The organism is Pseudonocardia sp. CA-107938 (genome assembly GCF_050936315.1).
Taxonomy (GTDB): Bacteria; Actinomycetota; Actinomycetes; order Mycobacteriales; family Pseudonocardiaceae; genus Pseudonocardia.
In genome coordinates this window covers 1,696,757-1,713,578 of record NZ_JBNJNA010000001.1, presented here as the reverse complement: position 1 = coordinate 1,713,578, position 16,822 = coordinate 1,696,757, and the positions used below count along the sequence as shown (strand labels likewise).

Sequence of the window (16,822 nt, the reverse complement as noted above, 5' to 3'; positions counted from 1 at the left end):
GCGAGCGCGCTGGTCCACCTCTCCGAAGACCTCGACCGCACCGGGAGCCGACATGCAGCGCGCCACCGCACGTGAATGGACGGGGCTGGCCGTGCTCGCACTGGCCTACCTGCTGTACGTGATGGACCTGACCGTCCTCAACATCGCCGTCCCCGCCATCAGCGAGGACCTCCGCCCCACCAGCACCCAGCTGCTCTGGATCATCGACTCGTACGGGTTCATGGTCGCCGGTGCGCTGGTCACGATGGGCACGCTCGGCGACCGGATCGGCCGTCGCCGGCTGCTGCTGATCGGCGCCGCCGCGTTCGGCGTCGTGTCGGTGCTCGCCGCGTTCTCCACGTCCGCGGAGATGCTGATCGCGACCCGCGCGCTGCTCGGCATCGCCGGTGCAACCATCGCCCCGTCGACGCTCTCGCTGATCTTCCACATGTTCGCCGACCCGAAGCAGCGCTCCGTCGCCGTCGGGATCTGGATCGGCGCGTTCTCCGCCGGCAGCGCCGTCGGGCCGGTGCTCGGCGGCATGCTGCTGGAGCACTTCTGGTGGGGCTCGGTCTTCCTGCTCGCCCTGCCCGTCATGGGTGCGCTGCTGGTGCTGGGCCCGCGGCTGCTGCCCGAGTACCGCGACCCGGGTGCCGGCCGGCTCGACCTGGTCAGCGCCGTGATGTCCGTCGCTGCACTCCTCGCGATCGTCTACGGGCTCAAGCAGATGGCCCAGCACGGCGTCGACGCGGTGAGCGGGCTGGCCGTCGCCGCCGGCGCGGCACTCGCCGTCGGCTGGGTGCGCCGGCAGCGGCGCAGCGCCGATCCGATGATCGACGTGTCGCTGTTCGCCCACCGCGCCTTCTCCACCGCGCTGGTGGTGAACTTCCTGGCCGTGCTGGTGATGGTCGGGTCGATGCTGTTCCTCGCCCAGTACCAGATGCTGGTGCTCGGCCAGACGCCGTTCGAGGCGGGAATGTGGTCGGTGCCCGCGGCCGCCGGGTTCGTGCTGAGCTCGCAGCTCGCCCCGCGCGTGCTGGCCGGGGTCACGCCGGCCCGGGTCGTGGCCGGCGGGCTCACCGTCACCGCCGTCGGACTGCTGGTGCTCACCCAGGTCCAGGTCGCATCCGGCCTCGGCGCGCTCGTCGCATCGGCCGTGCTGGTGTCGCTGGGCATGGGTCCGGTGTTCGGGCTGACCACCGAACTGGTCGTCGGCTCGGCACCCGCCGAGAAGGCGGGCGCCGCGTCCGGGATCTCCGAGACGGCGTTCGAGCTGGGCGGGGCGCTGGGCATCGCGGCGCTCGGCAGCATCGCCGCAGCCTGGTACCGCTCCGGCGTCGGACACGCCGCGCACGGACTGCCCACCCACCTCGCGGACGCCGCCCGCGACACCCTCGGCGGCGCCGTCACCGTCGCCACCGAGCTGCCGGCCCCCGCCGCCGACGCCCTGCTCGACGCCGCCCGCGGCGCGTTCGTGGCCGGCATGCAGGTCACCGCCGCCGGAGCAGCCGTCCTGGCGCTGGCGCTGGCCGCGATCGCCCTGGTCGCCCTCCGCAGCACGGAGCACGCCGAGGAGCACGCCGAGGAGCACGCCGAGGAGCCGGTGGCAGAGCCCGTGCCCTGCTGAGGCCGCGTCGGGCAGCCGGCGGGGAGGTTGCGGTGATCAAGGGCAGAATGTCGCGGACCAAGATCCACCAGCGACCTTTTGCCCTTGATCGACGAGCGGAGGTGGGGCGCCGGCCGCGCTGCGCAGCCCGGTCACGACTTCCGTTCCCAGCAGCGTTGCTCTTGCGATGGTGTTCAACGGGCTGCGGATCGAGCGCGAGCCGCAGCTGCTCGCGCTCGACGAGGAGTACGGCGAGCCCGCGCTGTCGGCCGGCCAACCGCGCAACGACGCACCGCGCGGCAGGAGCAGGGGACGAGCGGCAGGACGCGAGTCCCGGACCGTCGCGACATCGCGCATGCACCCCGGGCCGCGCGCGGCTACACCGTGCATGTGGTCGACCGGAGGTGAGGTGGGCAGTAGCCGCCTCCGCCTCCAGCGCTGCCAGGTCACCCCTGCGACGCGCCGAGCCTGCGTCATGCAACCGAGAGGAACTGGGTCTCCTGGAAGGCGCGGATCCCCTCCCGGGCGCCCTCGCGGCCGAGCCCGCTCTGCTTCATGCCGCCGAACGGGGCGGCGGGATCGGACACCACGCCGCGGTTGACGCCGACCATGCCGCACTGCAGGGAGCGGCCGATGGTGAGCGCTCGGTCGATGTCGCTGGAGTAGACGTAACCCGCCAGTCCGTACTCGGTGGCGTTCGCGGTCGCGATCATGTCCCGCGGATCGCTCCAGGTCAGGATCGGGGCGACCGGGCCGAAGATCTCCTCCGTCGCCAGCGCGGCATCCCTCGGCACGTCCCGGACGACCAGCGGCGCGAGGAACGACCCGACTCCCGGGACCGGCGCGGGCGGGTGCGCGAGCGACGCCCCGCGGGCGAGCGCCTCGTCGACCCGGCCCTGGATCCGGCGGACGGCCCGGGCATCGATCAGCGGTCCGATGTCGGTGTCGGGGTCGGCGGCCGGACCGACCGTGCGGGCCGCGAATGCCTCGGCGAGCGCGGCGGTGAACTCCTCGGCGACCGCGTCGTGCACCAGGAACCGGTTCGCGGCGGTGCAGGCCTGGCCGGCGTTGCGCAGCTTCGCGATCAGCGCGCCCTCGACGGCCGCGTCGAGGTCGGCGTCGGCGCACACCACGAAGGGTGCGTTCCCGCCGAGTTCCATCGAGCAGTTGACGACGCGACCGGCGGCTTGGCGCAGGAGCTGCCTCCCGACCGCGGTGGAGCCGGTGAACGACAGCTTCCGGACGGCGTCGTGCTCGAGCAGCGCCGTCACGACCTCCGCGGGCCGGGTCGTGGGCAGGACGCCGAGTGCGCCGGCCGGCGCGCCCGCCTCGGTGAGGATCTCGGCGATCGCGAGTGCGGTGAGCGGCGTCTCGGCCGCGGGTTTGAGGACGGCGGTGCATCCGGCGGCCAACGCCGGTGCCACCTTGCGGGTGACCATGGCTGCAGGGAAGTTCCACGGCGTGACGAGCGCGGCGACCCCGACCGGTTGGGGGACGACGATCGAGCGGCTGCGGCCGTCGGGCGCGAGGCCGAAGTGCCCGTCCGGCCGGACGGCCTCCTCGGCGAACCAGCGGAAGAACTCCGCGGCGTACCCGACCTCGGCGCGCGCGTCGGCCTGCGCCTTGCCGGACTCACGGCTGATCAGTAGGGCGAGCGCGTCGGTCTGCTCGACCATGAGCCCGTGGGCGCGCGCGAGGACCTCCGAGCGCCTGCGCGGCGGGGTGGCGGCCCACCCCGGTAGGGCGCTGGCTGCAGCGTCCGCGGCGCGACGGGCTTCGTCGACACCGGCGTCCGGCACGGTGGCGACGACCTCGCCGGTGGCGGGGTCGTGGACGGTGAACCCGCACCCGATGACCGTCACGGCCGTCCCTCCTCGAGGGCAGCGGCGAGGACCTCGAGGCCTTCGAGCAGCAGGTCGGTCGGGATGGTGAGCGGTGGGAGCAGCCGCACGACGTTGCCGAAGGTGCCGCAGGTCAGGACGATGACGCCCGCTTGGTGGGCCGAGGCCGCGACCCGTCTGGCGAGGCCGGGGTCGGGCTCGTGGGTGCCAGGGTGGACGAACTCGATGCCGATCATCGCGCCCCGGCCGCGGACGTCGCCGATCCGTGGGTCGGAACGCTGCAGCTCGCGCAACCTGTCGAGCGCGATGGCCCCGATCTGCACGGCCCGGTCGATCAGGTTCTCCTCGCGGACCGTGCGCAGCGCCGCGAGCGCGGCCGCGCAGGCGACCGGGTTCCCTCCGTAGGTGCCGCCGAGACCACCCGGGTGCACGGCGTCCATCAGGTCGGCGCGACCGGTGACGGCCGCGATCGGGAGCCCTCCGCCGAGCCCCTTCGCCGTCGTCACGAGGTCGGGAACGACCCCTTCGTGGTCACAGGCGAACCATGCGCCGGTGCGCGCGATGCCGGTCTGCACCTCGTCGGCGACGAACACGATGCCGTGGTCGCGGCACCACGCGGCGAGGGCGGGCAGAAAGCCCGGGGCTGGGACGATGAAACCGCCCTCGCCCTGGATGGGTTCGATCACGAGTGCGGCGAGCCGGGAAGCACCGACGGCGCGGTCGAGCTGGGCGATCGTCCGCGCCGCGGCAGCAGGTCCGTCGATCGGGGCCCCGTCGAGGTCGAGCCCGTCCCGGAAGGGGTACGAGGTCGGCGCTCGGTACACCTCGGGCGCGAACGGGCCGAAGCCGTCCTTGTACGGGACGTTCTTCGCGGTCAACGCCATCGTCAGGTTCGTCCGGCCGTGATAGGCGTGGTCGACGACCGCGACCGCCGCCCGGCCGGTGGCGTAGCGGGCGATCTTCACGGCGTTCTCGACGGCCTCGGAGCCGGTGTTGAACAGCGCCGCCCGCTTCTCGTGATCCCCGGGGGCGATCGCGGTCAGCGCCTCGGCGAGCTCCACGTACCCCTCGTACGGCGTGATCATGGCGCAGGTGTGCGTGAACCGGGCCAGCTGCGCCGCGGCGTCGGCCACCACGCGCGGCGCCGCGTTGCCGACGGAGGTGACCGCGATTCCGGAGCCGAGGTCGATGAAGGAATTGCCGTCGACGTCGACGAGCACCCCACCGCCGGCCGCCGCCGCGTAGACCGGCATCACCGACGAGACACCTGCCGGGACCACAGCCACGCGCCGCCGCTGCAGTTCGAGGGACCGCGGGCCGGGGATGGACGTGCGCAGCTCGCGACGCTGGGGCAGCCCGGGCCCGCCGACGACGACGGCGGTGGCGGCAGATGTGGTCATGAGCCGACGGTAGGGACGCGGCGCTGCCGTCGAACAGTGTGCAGATCTGCTCGATCCGCGCCCGATCGTGTGCAAATCTGACACGATGCCGACCGTCGCCGACCTTCTCCGGATGCCCGCGCTGGCCCTCCGGGCGGTGGTCGGCGGGCGACCCGAGCTGCCCGTCCGGTGGGTCGCGGTCAGCGAGCTCGCCGATCCGGCCCCCTACCTGGAAGGGGGCGAGCTCCTGCTCACCACCGGGCTCGCCACGCACGCCGACGGCTGGACCGGCAGCTGGGCCGGCTACGTCGAACGCCTCGCCGGCGCCGGTGCTGCAGCTCTCGGGTTCGGCGTCGGCCTCAGCCACTCAGCGGTCCCTGCGGATCTGATCGCCGCGGCGGCCGGCGCCGACCTCGCGTTGCTCCTCGTGCCGGAGTCGACTCCGTTCATCGCGATCAGCAAGGCCGTCGCCCGGCTCATCGCGGAGGAGGAACGCGAGTCCACGGCCGCGGCACTGCTCCTTCAGCAGAAGCTCACGCGCGCGATCGTGCAGCGCAACGGTCGCCGCCGCGTGCTCGCGCTCCTCGCCGACGCCAGTGGCGGAGATGCCGGCCTGGTCCACGCCGACGGAACCACGATCACACCGGCAGCGTTCCGACCCAACGACGCGGCGCGGCGCGCGCTGCGCACGCTGCGCGACGATGCCCGCCCCGGCGCCGTGACCGAGGTGGACGACTCCGGAACGACGGTCGTGCAGCCCATCGGGACCACCGCGCCGGACGCGCATCTCGTGCTCGCCACGCCCACCCCACCGGACGGTGTGGTGCGCGCCGCGCTCGCCGCCACCGTGGCACTGCTCACCCTCGACATCGAGCGGTCGCGGGCGGCCGCCGACGCCGAGCTGCGGCTGAGGGACTGCGCCGCGCGCCTGGTGCTCGACGGCGCGCCGGACGCGGCGCGCAGCATCACCGCGCTCGTGACGGGCGCTCCCGGAGTGCCGGACATCGTGCAGGTGCTGCACGGCGAACGGGTACCGAAAGTCGCGCGTGCACACGTCGCCCGCGCGCACCCCGCCGCGCTGATGACGGCCGTCACCGACGGCCGGATCACCGTCGTGCTCGACCCGGCGGACGTACCGCAGGTCGAGCGCCTGCTCGCCGAGCTCGGATGCCGGGTCGGCACGGGAACGGCCGTGCCGCTCGCGCAAGCGGGGCTCAGCGCTGCAGCCGCTGCCACGGCCGTCGCCGCCGCGACCGATCGTGCCCCGGTCGTCCGCTGGGACGAGCACTTCCGCGGCGACATCCGGGCCGGGCTCTCCGCCGATGCCGCCCGGGTGCTCGCGACGCGCATCCTCGGGGAGCTCACCACCGAGCCAGACCTGCGCCGGACCTTGCGCGCCTACCTCGCCCACCTGGGCCGCTGGCAACCGACAGCGGACGAGCTCGGCATCCACCGCAACACCCTGCGCAAGCGGATGGAGCGGATCGGGGTCCTGCTCGGACGCGACGTCGACACCGCTGCCGGCCGCGCAGATCTCTGGATCGCGCTCGAGATCGCCGACGGGCAGCACTGACCGACCCGTCGGCGTAGGTCGACCCGGCTGCCGGGGACCGTTCGGGCTTCACCCCACGAACGGCGCGGCGCGGGGGAAGGTGTGCACGATCCACACCAGTGCCCGCCCGTCGACCGGCTGCCAGCGGTGCGGGCGGTCCGCCGGATAGGTGGCGTAGTCCCCGGCCGTGATGACGGCTTCCTCACCGACGGGCCCGACGCGGATCGAGCCTTCCCGGACGAGGACGTGCTCGCGGGCCCCGATCCCGTGGGACGCCGAGGTCTCGGCATTGATGAACTCCTGGGAGTGGATCTCCAGCAGCCCCGCTCCGATCACCTGGCTGCGCAGCACGTAGCCGATCGAGGAGTCGTCGGAGATGTCCTGCCCCTCCCCATGCTTGAGCACCTCGACCACGGCTCGCTCCGGGATCGCGATGAGCTGCGCGACCGCGACCCCGAAGGTGTCCGCGATCGCCTCGATCGTCTCCAGCGTCGGGTTCGTGCGCTGCGCCTCGACCTTGAACAAGGTCGCCTTCGCGATGCCCGAGCGTTCGCTCAGCTGGGACAGCGAGAACCCGTGGGACTCCCGGAGTCGACGGACATTGGCCGCCAAGGCCGAAACGATCGCGCTCATGTCACGCAGTCTGACAGCGGCTGCTGCCAGGCACTGGTCAGACTCGCTTGTCATCCTTTACGATGACGATCGTATTCACGAAGTAACCAAGCGAGGAGTCGGAGCATGACACAAGCCGTGCACTTCACGACGTCCGGCGGACTGCCACGGATCGGACGCCTCGACGGCGACACGATCACCGACGCCGGCCCGGCCACTCCCCAGGGGTTCATCCCCGATCAGGAGGGTTGGGATCGCGTCGCCGCCGCTTCGGGGCCGGTGCACGCACTGACCGAGGTCACCCTCCTCCCGCCGGTGCGGCCGGGCAAGATCCTCGCGATCGGGCTGAACTACCGGTCGCACGTGGTGGAGACCAATCTCGCGCACCCTGATGTGCCGGTGGTCTTCGCGAAGTTCCCGTCCTCGGTGACGGGCCCCTTCGACGAGATCGTGGTGCCGCGCGAGGAGACCCGGCCGGACTACGAGGGCGAGGTCGGCATCGTCATCGCCAAGCGCGGGTACCGGATCCCGGCCGAGAAGGCCTGGGACTACGTCGGCGGTTTCACCGCTGTCAATGACGTGAGCGGCCGGCGCGCCCAGCTCGAGACGCCCATGCGGCAGTTCACGCTCGGCAAGAGCTTCGACACCTTCACCCCGATCGGCCCGGCCATCGTCAGCGTCGAGGCGGTGGATCTCGACCAGCTGACCGTGCAGACCAGGCTCGCCGGCGAGCTCGTGCAGGACGGCCACTTCCGCGACCTCATCTTCGATGTGCCGGCACTGCTGGAGTACCTCAGCCGCGGGGTGACCCTCGAGCCGGGCGACCTGATCCCGACCGGTACCCCGGGCGGAGTGGGCGACGAGCGCACGCCTCCCCTCTACCTGCGGGACGGCGACGTCGTCGAGGTGTCGGTCGGGGGCGTCGGCACCCTCCGCAACGCGGTGCGGAAGGAACTCTGAGGTGAAGATCATCGAGCAGGGCAACACCGGGTACGTCTACAGCGGACGATTCACCGGTCCGGTGATCCTGGAGATGCTCGCCGAGGACGTCGGGCGCGGCGCGACCGACGTCGCCCGTGTCCACTTCGCCGAGGGCGCGGTCACCCACTGGCACTCGCATCCCGGCGGACAGCTGCTCCTCCTCGTCAGCGGGACCGGTCGGGTCGGTGCCGAATCTGGGGCGCACCCAGGCCTCGCGCCCGGCGTGCTCGTCGAGACCCCGCCGGGTGAACGGCACTGGCACGGCGCGGACGCCGGCACCGACGCGGTCTGGCTCGCGATCACCTGGGGCGTCACCGACTGGGAAGAGCGGTCGCCGTTGTGACCGCTCCGCCGCCGCTGATCGGGGTGGTCTGCGACAGGCGCCTGGCCACGTCCGGCGCCTGGGTCGACGTGGACGTGGCCGCGTTGTCCTACACCTACCTCACCGCCGTCGTGGCCGCTGGTGGCGCGCCCGTGCTGATACCGCCGCTGGACACCCACCGTGATCACCACGACCGCCTGCTGGACGTGGTGGACGGCGTGCTGCTCGCCGGAGGCCGGGATCTCGATCCCGCGCTGTACGGGGCGGTACCGCACGAGTCGAACGATCCGCCTGTCCGCGAGCGCGACGAGCTCGAGATCGCGCTCACCCTCCGCGCCCACGAGCGCGGTATCCCGGTCCTGGGCATCTGCCGCGGGATGCAGGTCCTCAACGTCGCGTTCGGCGGCACCCTCGTCCAGCACCTGGGCGACCACGTCGACCTCACCCCCCACCGGGGCATCGTCGGCGAGTTCACCAGCCACGAGGTCCACGTCCGGCCGGGCTCCCTGCTCGCGAAGATCGAGGGCACCGAACCGTTCACCATCGCGTCCCACCACCACCAGGCCGCCGACCGGCTCGGCATCGGCCTCTCGGCGTCGGCCCACGCACCCGACGGCGTGATCGAAGCAGTCGAACACGACTCCGCGCGCTTCGTCGTCGGCGTCGAATGGCACCCGGAAGAACGGCTCGACGCCCAAGGCACGTCGCTGCTGCGGGCCTTCGTCGAGGCCGCGACCCGTCCTTGACCGAGGAGCGCACCATGTCTGCCGTCACCGCCGGCCGCAGCCACGCCGACTGGACGGCGTTCGCGCAGCAGGTCCGGTTCCCCGACGCGCTGGTCGTCGACGGCGAGCGGGTCCCGCCCGCGGACGGCGCGAGCTGGGCACACGTCACCCCGAGGGACGGTTCGGTCCTCGCAGCGACGCCCGCCGCGACGGAGGGGGACGTCGATCGTGCGGTCGACGCGGCCCGGCGCGCTTTCGACGACGGCCCATGGCCGCGGATGCTGCCCCGGGAGCGCAAGGACATCCTGCTGCGTCTGGTCGACCTCATCGAGGAGAACCGGGCCGAGCTCGCCTTGATGATCAGCCTGGAGATGGGCAAGCCCATCTCCGACGCCTACGCCGTCGAACTCCGCGCGGTGCTGGCGACCTACCGGTGGTACGCGGAGTACGCGGACAAGGCGCTCGACGAGACCTCGCCGGTCGGGCCGGACGACCTGGCACTGATCACGCGCGAGCCGATCGGCGTCGTCGGCGTGGTGACCCCGTGGAACTTCCCGCTCACCCTGTCGGCCTGGAAGATCGCACCCGCCCTCGCGGCCGGCTGCACGGTCGTGCACAAGCCGGCCGACCTGACGCCGTTCTCGGCGCTGCGGATCGCCGAGCTCGCCCTCGAAGCCGGAGTACCGCCGGGCGTGCTCAACGTGGTGACCGGGCGCGGCGAGATCGTCGGCAGGCACCTCGGGCTCTCCCCCGATGTGGACGCGCTCGCCTTCACCGGCTCCACCCTTGTCGGGCGGGCGTTCCAGCGGTACGCCGCGGAGTCCAACCTCAAGCGCACCTGGCTCGAGCTGGGCGGGAAGTCGCCCAACATCGTCCTGCCGGACGCGCCGGACCTCGATGCCGCCCTCGACGTCGCAGCCTGGGGGATCTTCTTCAACGCGGGCCAGATGTGCACCGCACCGTCGCGCCTGATCGTGCACCGCGCCGTCGCCGACGAGGCGATCGCCGGAATCATCGACCGAGCCGGCCGGTACCGGCCGGGCGACCCGCTGGACCCCGCGACCACGATGGGCCCCCTCGCCTCTGCCGCCCGGCTCTCCGACGTCCGACGCCATGTCGCGAACGCCCACGAGGACGGTGCGACGCTCCTTGTCGGCGGGCCGGACCTGGGCGGGTGCTTCCACCCGCCAACGGTGTTCGGCGACGTCGATCCGACGTCGCGGTTGGCGCGTGACGAAGTGTTCGGACCCGTCCTCGCCGTGCTCGTCGCCGACGACGAGGAGCAGGCGATAGCGCTGGCGAACGACTCGATCTACGGACTCGCCGCCGGGTTGTGGACAGCCGATCTCAGCCGGGCACACCGACTGTCCCGCCGCCTGCGCGCCGGCACCGTCTGGGTCAACTGCTACGAGGAGGGCGACCTCACCGTGCCGTTCGGCGGCTTCAAGCAATCGGGCAACGGCCGCGACAAGTCCCAGCATGCGGTGGACAAGTACACCGAGCTCAAGACGACCTACATCAAGTTCCGACCCTGAACCACCTGCGGTGGGCCGGGTGAGGTCTCCGGCCCACCGCAGGATCCAGCCCGTTCAGGCGTGGTGGGAGTAGAGCTGCCACTCGGCATCGGTCACCGTGGCAGCGAGCCGGTCGATCTCGGCGGTCTTGAGCGCGACGTACACCTTGACGAACTCCGCACCGAACGCCTCGGTGAAGACGTCGTCGCGTTGGAGCGCCGCGAGGGACTCGTCGAGCGACCGGGGCAGCAGCACGCCGTCGTCGCTGGGTCGCAGGTCGCGCTCCACGCCATCGCGGACGGCGTGCAGCAGCGCCGCGGTGAGGAGGTGCGGGCTGGCGCTGGCATCGCCGGCGCGCAATTCGAGGCGGGTCGCGGAACCCCGCTCCGCCGGCACCCGCACGAAGCTCAACCGGTTGTCCTCTCCCCAGTTGCTGCGGCGCGGGGACAAGCCCTCCCCGACCAACCGACGGTAGGAGTTGACCGTCGGCGACGCGAACGCCAGCAACGCCGCCGCGTGGTGCTGGATCCCGGCGACAGCCGCGAGGGCCCGGTCGCTCAGCCCGCCGCCGGGCGTCGCGAAGGCGTTCTGGTCGCCGTCCCACAGCGACATGTGGATGTGCAGGCTGCTGCCTTCCTCGCCGGTGACCGGCTTGCCCATGAAGTTCGCGACGAGCCCTTCGTCGACGGCCAGCTCCTTGACCGCCGACTTCAGGAGGAAGACCTGATCGGCGGCGCGGCCGGCGTCGGTGTGCCGCAGGTTGATCTCGAACTGGCCCGGCGAGAACTCGCGGTTGACCGCAGTCACGCCGATCCCGAAGTCGATCAGCCGGCGATGGAGTCGGCCGACCGCGCCAGTGGGGTCGTTGGGCCGATCGATCGTGTACGAGACCCCGTCCCTGGCGTACGCAGCACCGCGGGAACCGTCCGCGGTCCGCTGGAACAGGTAGAACTCCGGCTCGCACGCGGTGATCGCAGCCAGACCGGAGCCGGCGACGAGCCGCTCCTGGGCGTCGCGCAACGCACCCCGCGCACACAACGCCGAGGGGCGGCCGTGCTCGAACAGCCGGCCGAGCACCCACACCGAGTCCGGTTCCCACGGAGGCACCAGGACGGTCTCGGGATCGGGGCGGACCGACAGGTCCGGGTGCCCGGCAAGCTCAGGGAACTCCGCCGCCGACACGGGCACCCCGAAGAGGTCCTCGGCGAGGCTCACCTTCGACAGCGCGACACCGTCGAGGAGCTCCTCCCAGACAGCCGCCGGATACTGCTTCGCCCGCTGCCGGCCGAAGAGGTCGGCATGGATGACGCGCACGACCTTCGCGTTCGTGGCGAGCGCGCGCAGCCGGTCGACCGCCGGCTGGTCCTCTTCGATCACGGCCGGAGCCCGGTCGGCGTGCACCGTCATCGTCGCCTCGACTTTCCCTCGGTCGCCTGAGCCAGGCTCTGGCGCTGCGTCGTTTCTCTTAGTACTATAGATGTTCATTAGAAGAAACAGCAACGGTGCCGCGGCACCCGAGGAGTGCAGATGATCAAGCTCCACGACATCGACCACGTCGCGCTCGGAGTCGAGGACCTGGACGCCTCTGCACACAGCTGGCAGGTCGAGTTCGGGCTTGCCGAGCGTGAGCGGACGCCAACCGAGTCCTTCCTCGCATGCAACTACGAGCCGTACTCGCTCGTGCTGCGCAGGACCAACAACCCCGGCGCGATCCACACGGCCTACAACCTCGACCCCGAGTTCTCACTGGCGGACGCGGAGAAGCACCTCAAGGACCACGGAGTGCTGTACACGCGGTCCGAGAACGCTGTCGAGTTCCTCGATCCCGAAGGCAACGGCGTGCACCTGGTGCCGTACCGCCCCCGCGACGGCGCGAACGCGTTCCCCGTGACGTCGCGGCGCACCGACTCGCTGCGCCAGGCAGGTCCGCGCCGGCTCGGGCACGTCAACTACCTCACGGCCGACCTCCCGACGATGGTCGACTTCTACACCACCGTCGTCGGCCAGGAGGTCACCGACTACCTCGGCGACGACGCGGGCGTGTTCCTCCGCATCGGCGGTGACCATCACGTCAACGCGTTCGTCAACACCGGCACTCCGCACTTCCACCACGTCGCGTTCGACCTGATCGACTTCGGGCAGATCAGGTCGTCGTTCGACCACCTGGCCCAGCACGGGCGCTGGTTCCCGTGGGGCCCGGTCCGCCACGGGATCGGCGGCAACCTGGCCGGTTACGTCCGGCTGCCCGAAGCCGAGTGCTTCGTGGAGCTCTACTGCGACATGGAGCAGATCGACCGCACCCACCTGCCCCGCACGTTCCCCGACGACCGCCGCAGCTCCAACGTCTGGGGCATGCTCCCGCCCCGCTCCTACTTCCGCTTCGACAAGGAGACCGTCGACGCCGAACGCGAGAGCCTCCGCTCGATCTGGGACTGACCCACCCCCATCCCCACCCCAGGAGACAGCAATGCAGACCACGAGACGTGCAGCGCTCGCCATTGCCCTCGTCGCCGGAACGTCGATCCTGACCGCATGCGGCACCTCCGCCGGCAGCTCCGGGGGCAGCGGCGTCACGCTCACGTTCGCCACCTTCGGCGGCGCCTACGAGCAGGCGCAGCGGAAGGCCTGGCTCGACGAGTTCACCGCACAGACCGGCATCACGGTCGTCACCGACGCCGCCGACTACGGCAAGCTCAAGACGATGGTCCAATCCGGTGACGTCTCCTGGGACGTCGTCGACGTCCAGGGCGACTACGGCCTCGAGGCCCAGTCACCGATGCTCGAGGAGATCGACTGCACCGTCGTCACCTCCTGTGCGACGCCCGCCCCGGGCCTGACGAACACGAAGTGGCGGGTCGCCGAGAACACCAGCGCGATGGTCTTCGGCTACAACACGGCCAAGACGACGGGCGCACCCACCGGCTGGGCAGACTTCTTCGACACCTGGAAGTTCCCGGGCAAGCGCGCCTTCCCGCAGTGGGTCAGCGGAGGCGCGATCGAGGCGGCCCTCCTTGCCGACGGGGTGCCCGCGGCACAGCTCTACCCGCTCGACATCGAGCGCGCGCTGCGGAAGCTCGACACCATCAAGAGCGACATCGTCTGGTGGGAGACCGGCACCCAGTCCGAGGAGCTCCTCGCCTCCGGTGAGACCGTCTTCAGCCTGACGTTCTCGCCGCGGCTCTACAACCTCGCGGTCGTGACGAAGAAGCCCGTCGCCGCCCAGTGGAACCAGCAGATCACCTTCGGCAACTACCTGGTCATACCCAAGGGCACCAGGCACGAAGCCGAGGCCAACAAGCTCATCGCCTTCATGACGGACAAGAGCCGCAACGGCGCACTCGGCACGGTCTACCCGCAGGGTCCTGGCACCGCCGGGGCGACCGCGAACCCGCCCGCCGCGATCGCCGACTGGCTGCCGACGGCGCACCTGTCCACCGCGGTGAACCTCGACGACGCCTACTGGGACTCGGCGTACGCCGACGCCGACGCCAAGTTCCAGGCCTGGAAACTCCGGTGATCACGGCCGCCAGAGCCCCGGCCGCGGCCCTCGTCGGCACCCGCAAGCCGCGCCGGAGGGTGGACGGCTGGCTGTGGGTCGCGCTGCCGGGCGCCGTCTTCCTGGCGGTGTTCTTCGGCTATCCGCTGGCCACGGTGCTGCTCCGCAGCCTCACCGATCCTTCGCCTGCCAACTACGAGGTCTTCGCGCACTCCCCGGCCTACCTGAAGATCCTCCTGCAGACCTTCCAGATCTCGGCGCTGGTGACCATCGGCTGCCTGGTGCTCGGCTACCCGTACGCCTACCTGATGGCGAAGGCCGGGGGCGTCTGGCAGTCCGTGCTCTTCGCCATCGTGCTCCTGCCGATCTGGACCAGCTTCCTGGTCCGGAGCGTGGCGATGCAGGTGTGGCTGCAGGACACCGGAGTGCTGAACAAGGTCCTGATGGCACTCGGGCTCACCGATGGCCCGGTGCCGTTGATCCGCAACACCTTCGGCGTGACGATCGGCATGACGCAGATCCTGCTCCCCTACCTGATCCTGCCGCTGTACTCCGTCATGCGCCGGGTCGATCCCGCACTCGTGCGGGCGGCAGCCAGCCTGGGCGCATCCCCGAAGCGGGCCTTCCTGCGGGCCTACGTCCCGCAGACACTGCCCGGGGTGTACTCGGGCGGGTTGCTCGTCTTCGTGCTCTCCCTCGGCTTCTTCATCGTTCCGGCGATCCTGGGCGGCACCGAAGGGAGCATGATCGCCAAGGCCATCGTGGACCTGGTCGGCAAGAGCCAGTTCGGCATCGCGAGCACGCTCGCGGTCACGCTGCTCGCAGCGACCTTCCTGATCCTCGCCATCGGCAGCCGGTTCGTCCGCATCCGCGACGTCGTCGGCGGAGGCACTCCATGATCGCGTCCCTGCGGGCCTTGCCGCTCCGCGTCTACGTCACGGTCGTCGCGCTGGTGCTCGCGGCGCCGTCGCTGGTCCTGATCCCGTTGTCCTTCACCCGGAGCTCGACGTTGGAGTTCCCGCCGACCGGGTTCAGCACCCAGTGGTACCGCAGGTTCTTCACATCGAGCAACTGGCTCGACGCGACGGCGCACTCCGTGGTGATCGGGGTCCTCACGATGATCGTGAGCGTGGCGCTCGGGGTGCCGCTCGCGCTGGCCCTCGTCCGGGGTCGTTTCCGCGGTGTCGGGCTGCTCCACGCGCTCGTGCTCGGCCCCGCCGTCGTGCCGGTCGTGATCACCGCCATCGGCACCTACGCCTTCATGACGGGCCTCGGCCTGACCCGCACGATGCTGGGCCTGGTCATCGCGCACACCGTGCTCGCGCTGCCGATGGTCGTCGTCACGGTCACCGCGAGCGCACAGACCCTCGACCCCGCACTCGAACTCGCGGCTGCCGGCCTCGGCGCCGGGCGGATCGCGACCTTCCGCCACGCCGTGCTCCCCGCGCTGGCCCCCGGCATCGCCATCGGGGCGGTGTACGGGTTCGTCACCTCGTGGGACGAGATGGTCGTCTCCCTGTTCCTGACCGGGCCGACCTACACCACGCTCCCGGTGACCATGTGGAACCAGGTCCGCAACTCCAGCGACCCGACTGCCGTCGCAGTGTCCACGATGCTCGTCGCGCTCAGCACCATCGCCCTCTTCGCGATCGTCTTCACCGGTCGCGCCGTCACACGACGAAAGCAGGCCCCTGGATGAGCACGCACCACACGGGGCTGCTCAGCCTCGGCGGCGTCCGCAAGACCTACGGTTCGGCCGTCGCGGTCGAATCGGTCTCCCTCGACGTCGCCCAGGGTGAGTTCGTCTCCTTCCTGGGACCCTCCGGATCCGGCAAGACGACGACGCTCCAGATGATCGCCGGCTTCATCCGGCCCGATATCGGTACCGTCACACTGGCCGGCCGGGACCTGACCAAGGTCCCACCGTTCCGGCGCAACATCGGCATGGTGTTCCAGCACTACGCACTGTTCCCGCACCTGACCGTGGCCAACAACGTCGCCTTCCCGCTCAAGATGCGCAAGACCCCCGCCGAGGAGACCCGGCGCCGGGTCGAGCGGGCACTGGAGCAGGTGCACCTGACCGCGCTGGCCGATCGCAAGCCCGCCCAGCTGTCCGGCGGGCAGCAGCAGCGGGTGGCACTGGCGCGCGCCTTCGTCTTCGAGCCCGGACTCCTGCTCATGGACGAGCCCCTCGGTGCCCTCGACAAGAAGCTCCGCGAAACCCTGCAGACGGAGATCAGCCGCCTGACGAAGGAACTCGGGGTCTCGGTCGTCTACGTGACCCACGACCAGGACGAGGCGCTCGCGATGAGCGACCGGATCGCCATCTACAACGGGGGCAGGATCGAACAGCTCGGCACCGGACGCGACCTGTACGAACGGCCCCGGACCCTCTTCGTCGCCACCTTCATGGGCGACTCCACGGTGTTCCACGGACGGTACGAAGCAGGCACCTCCGAGGCCGTGCTCAAGACCGCGGCCGGACCGTTCGTCGTGCCGTCCACCTCCGCCATCGCAACGGGCGACGCCGCCGCCCTCGTGGTGCGCCCCGAGCGGATGCGCATCGCGTCGCAGGAATCACCGTCGACGGCCAACCGAGTACTCGGCACGGTGCGCGACGTCGTCTACCTCGGCGCGCAGCAGCGGGTGCTGGTGGACGTCCCCGACGCCGGAGAGGTCATGGTCAAGCAGCCCGGCGCCACCGCGGACCCCGAGCTGCGTCCCGGACATCCCGTCTGCCTGACCTGGCTTCCCGAGGATTCCGTCGTCGTCGCCGACCCGGCCCCCGCGGTCGAGCCCGCGCAAGCCTGACGCG

At 71.2% G+C, this 16,822-nt stretch carries 15 protein-coding genes; 11 read left to right on the top strand and 4 right to left on the bottom strand.

Annotated elements, in window-relative coordinates; translation table 11 throughout:
* The first annotated feature begins 52 nt into the window (after nucleotides 1-52).
* A complete protein-coding gene (locus ACQEVB_RS08525) occupies nucleotides 53-1,606 on the top strand; it encodes an MFS transporter (RefSeq protein ID WP_432967158.1) in 1,554 nt (517 codons plus the stop codon).
* A 452-nt stretch (nucleotides 1,607-2,058) separates the two neighbouring features.
* Here ACQEVB_RS08525 and ACQEVB_RS08520 read toward each other — a convergent pair whose 3' ends face one another.
* Together ACQEVB_RS08520 and gabT are read right to left on the bottom strand one after the other, a co-directional pair.
* Nucleotides 2,059-3,447, bottom strand: coding sequence for an NAD-dependent succinate-semialdehyde dehydrogenase (locus ACQEVB_RS08520; protein WP_432967156.1), 1,389 nt, complete (start codon nucleotides 3,445-3,447; stop codon nucleotides 2,059-2,061).
* Complete coding sequence (gene gabT / locus ACQEVB_RS08515; protein ID WP_432967155.1) at nucleotides 3,444-4,826, bottom strand: 4-aminobutyrate--2-oxoglutarate transaminase; 1,383 nt, start codon at nucleotides 4,824-4,826, stop codon at nucleotides 3,444-3,446. The genes ACQEVB_RS08520 and gabT overlap by 4 nt, the downstream gene beginning before the upstream one ends.
* 112 nt (nucleotides 4,827-4,938) lie before the next feature.
* Between gabT and ACQEVB_RS08510 the strand changes: the two genes are divergently transcribed.
* Nucleotides 4,939-6,378: a PucR family transcriptional regulator ligand-binding domain-containing protein gene (locus tag ACQEVB_RS08510; RefSeq protein WP_432967153.1), complete on the top strand. Its 1,440-nt coding sequence runs from the start codon at nucleotides 4,939-4,941 to the stop codon at nucleotides 6,376-6,378.
* Nucleotides 6,379-6,426: 48 nt separating this feature from the next.
* Here ACQEVB_RS08510 and ACQEVB_RS08505 read toward each other — a convergent pair whose 3' ends face one another.
* Nucleotides 6,427-6,990, bottom strand: a complete 564-nt coding sequence (locus tag ACQEVB_RS08505) for a helix-turn-helix domain-containing protein (RefSeq protein WP_432967151.1) — start codon at nucleotides 6,988-6,990, stop codon at nucleotides 6,427-6,429.
* A gap of 105 nt (nucleotides 6,991-7,095) precedes the next feature.
* Between ACQEVB_RS08505 and ACQEVB_RS08500 the strand changes: the two genes are divergently transcribed.
* From ACQEVB_RS08500 to ACQEVB_RS08485, 4 genes are read left to right on the top strand one after another with little or no spacing between them, the layout of a single operon-like run.
* Nucleotides 7,096-7,929 carry a fumarylacetoacetate hydrolase family protein gene (locus tag ACQEVB_RS08500; RefSeq protein WP_432967149.1) on the top strand — a complete coding sequence of 278 codons (834 nt, stop codon included), beginning with the start codon at nucleotides 7,096-7,098 and terminating at the stop codon, nucleotides 7,927-7,929.
* A gap of 1 nt (nucleotide 7,930) precedes the next feature.
* Nucleotides 7,931-8,293, top strand: a complete 363-nt coding sequence (locus ACQEVB_RS08495; protein WP_432967147.1) for a cupin domain-containing protein — start codon at nucleotides 7,931-7,933, stop codon at nucleotides 8,291-8,293.
* Nucleotides 8,290-9,018, top strand: coding sequence for a gamma-glutamyl-gamma-aminobutyrate hydrolase family protein (locus ACQEVB_RS08490; protein ID WP_432967145.1), 729 nt, complete (start codon nucleotides 8,290-8,292; stop codon nucleotides 9,016-9,018). The genes ACQEVB_RS08495 and ACQEVB_RS08490 overlap by 4 nt, the downstream gene beginning before the upstream one ends.
* 14 nt (nucleotides 9,019-9,032) lie before the next feature.
* The gene (locus tag ACQEVB_RS08485) at nucleotides 9,033-10,532 is read left to right on the top strand and encodes an aldehyde dehydrogenase (RefSeq protein WP_432967143.1); all 1,500 of its coding nucleotides are present in this window, start codon (nucleotides 9,033-9,035) and stop codon (nucleotides 10,530-10,532) included.
* A gap of 54 nt (nucleotides 10,533-10,586) precedes the next feature.
* On the opposite strand, the gene ACQEVB_RS08480 is transcribed toward ACQEVB_RS08485, so the two are convergent.
* On the bottom strand, nucleotides 10,587-12,065 hold the full coding sequence (locus ACQEVB_RS08480; protein ID WP_432967141.1) for a glutamine synthetase family protein: 1,479 nt from the start codon (nucleotides 12,063-12,065) through the stop codon (nucleotides 10,587-10,589).
* Here ACQEVB_RS08480 and ACQEVB_RS08475 point away from each other — a divergent pair.
* From ACQEVB_RS08475 to ACQEVB_RS08455, 5 genes are read left to right on the top strand one after another with little or no spacing between them, the layout of a single operon-like run.
* Entirely contained in the window at nucleotides 12,039-12,947 is a 909-nt protein-coding gene (locus ACQEVB_RS08475; RefSeq protein WP_432967139.1) for a VOC family protein, read from the top strand. The two genes, ACQEVB_RS08480 and ACQEVB_RS08475, sit on opposite strands and share 27 nt — an antisense overlap.
* A 31-nt stretch (nucleotides 12,948-12,978) precedes the next feature.
* Complete coding sequence (locus tag ACQEVB_RS08470; RefSeq protein ID WP_432967137.1) at nucleotides 12,979-14,028, top strand: extracellular solute-binding protein; 1,050 nt, start codon at nucleotides 12,979-12,981, stop codon at nucleotides 14,026-14,028.
* Nucleotides 14,025-14,906 carry an ABC transporter permease gene (locus tag ACQEVB_RS08465; RefSeq protein WP_432967135.1) on the top strand — a complete coding sequence of 294 codons (882 nt, stop codon included), beginning with the start codon at nucleotides 14,025-14,027 and terminating at the stop codon, nucleotides 14,904-14,906. Before ACQEVB_RS08470 ends, ACQEVB_RS08465 begins: the two co-directional genes overlap by 4 nt.
* Nucleotides 14,903-15,706, top strand: a complete 804-nt coding sequence (locus ACQEVB_RS08460) for an ABC transporter permease (RefSeq protein WP_432967134.1) — start codon at nucleotides 14,903-14,905, stop codon at nucleotides 15,704-15,706. Before ACQEVB_RS08465 ends, ACQEVB_RS08460 begins: the two co-directional genes overlap by 4 nt.
* Entirely contained in the window at nucleotides 15,703-16,818 is a 1,116-nt protein-coding gene (locus ACQEVB_RS08455) for an ABC transporter ATP-binding protein (RefSeq protein ID WP_432967132.1), read from the top strand. Before ACQEVB_RS08460 ends, ACQEVB_RS08455 begins: the two co-directional genes overlap by 4 nt.
* The last annotated feature ends 4 nt before the right edge of the window (nucleotides 16,819-16,822 follow it).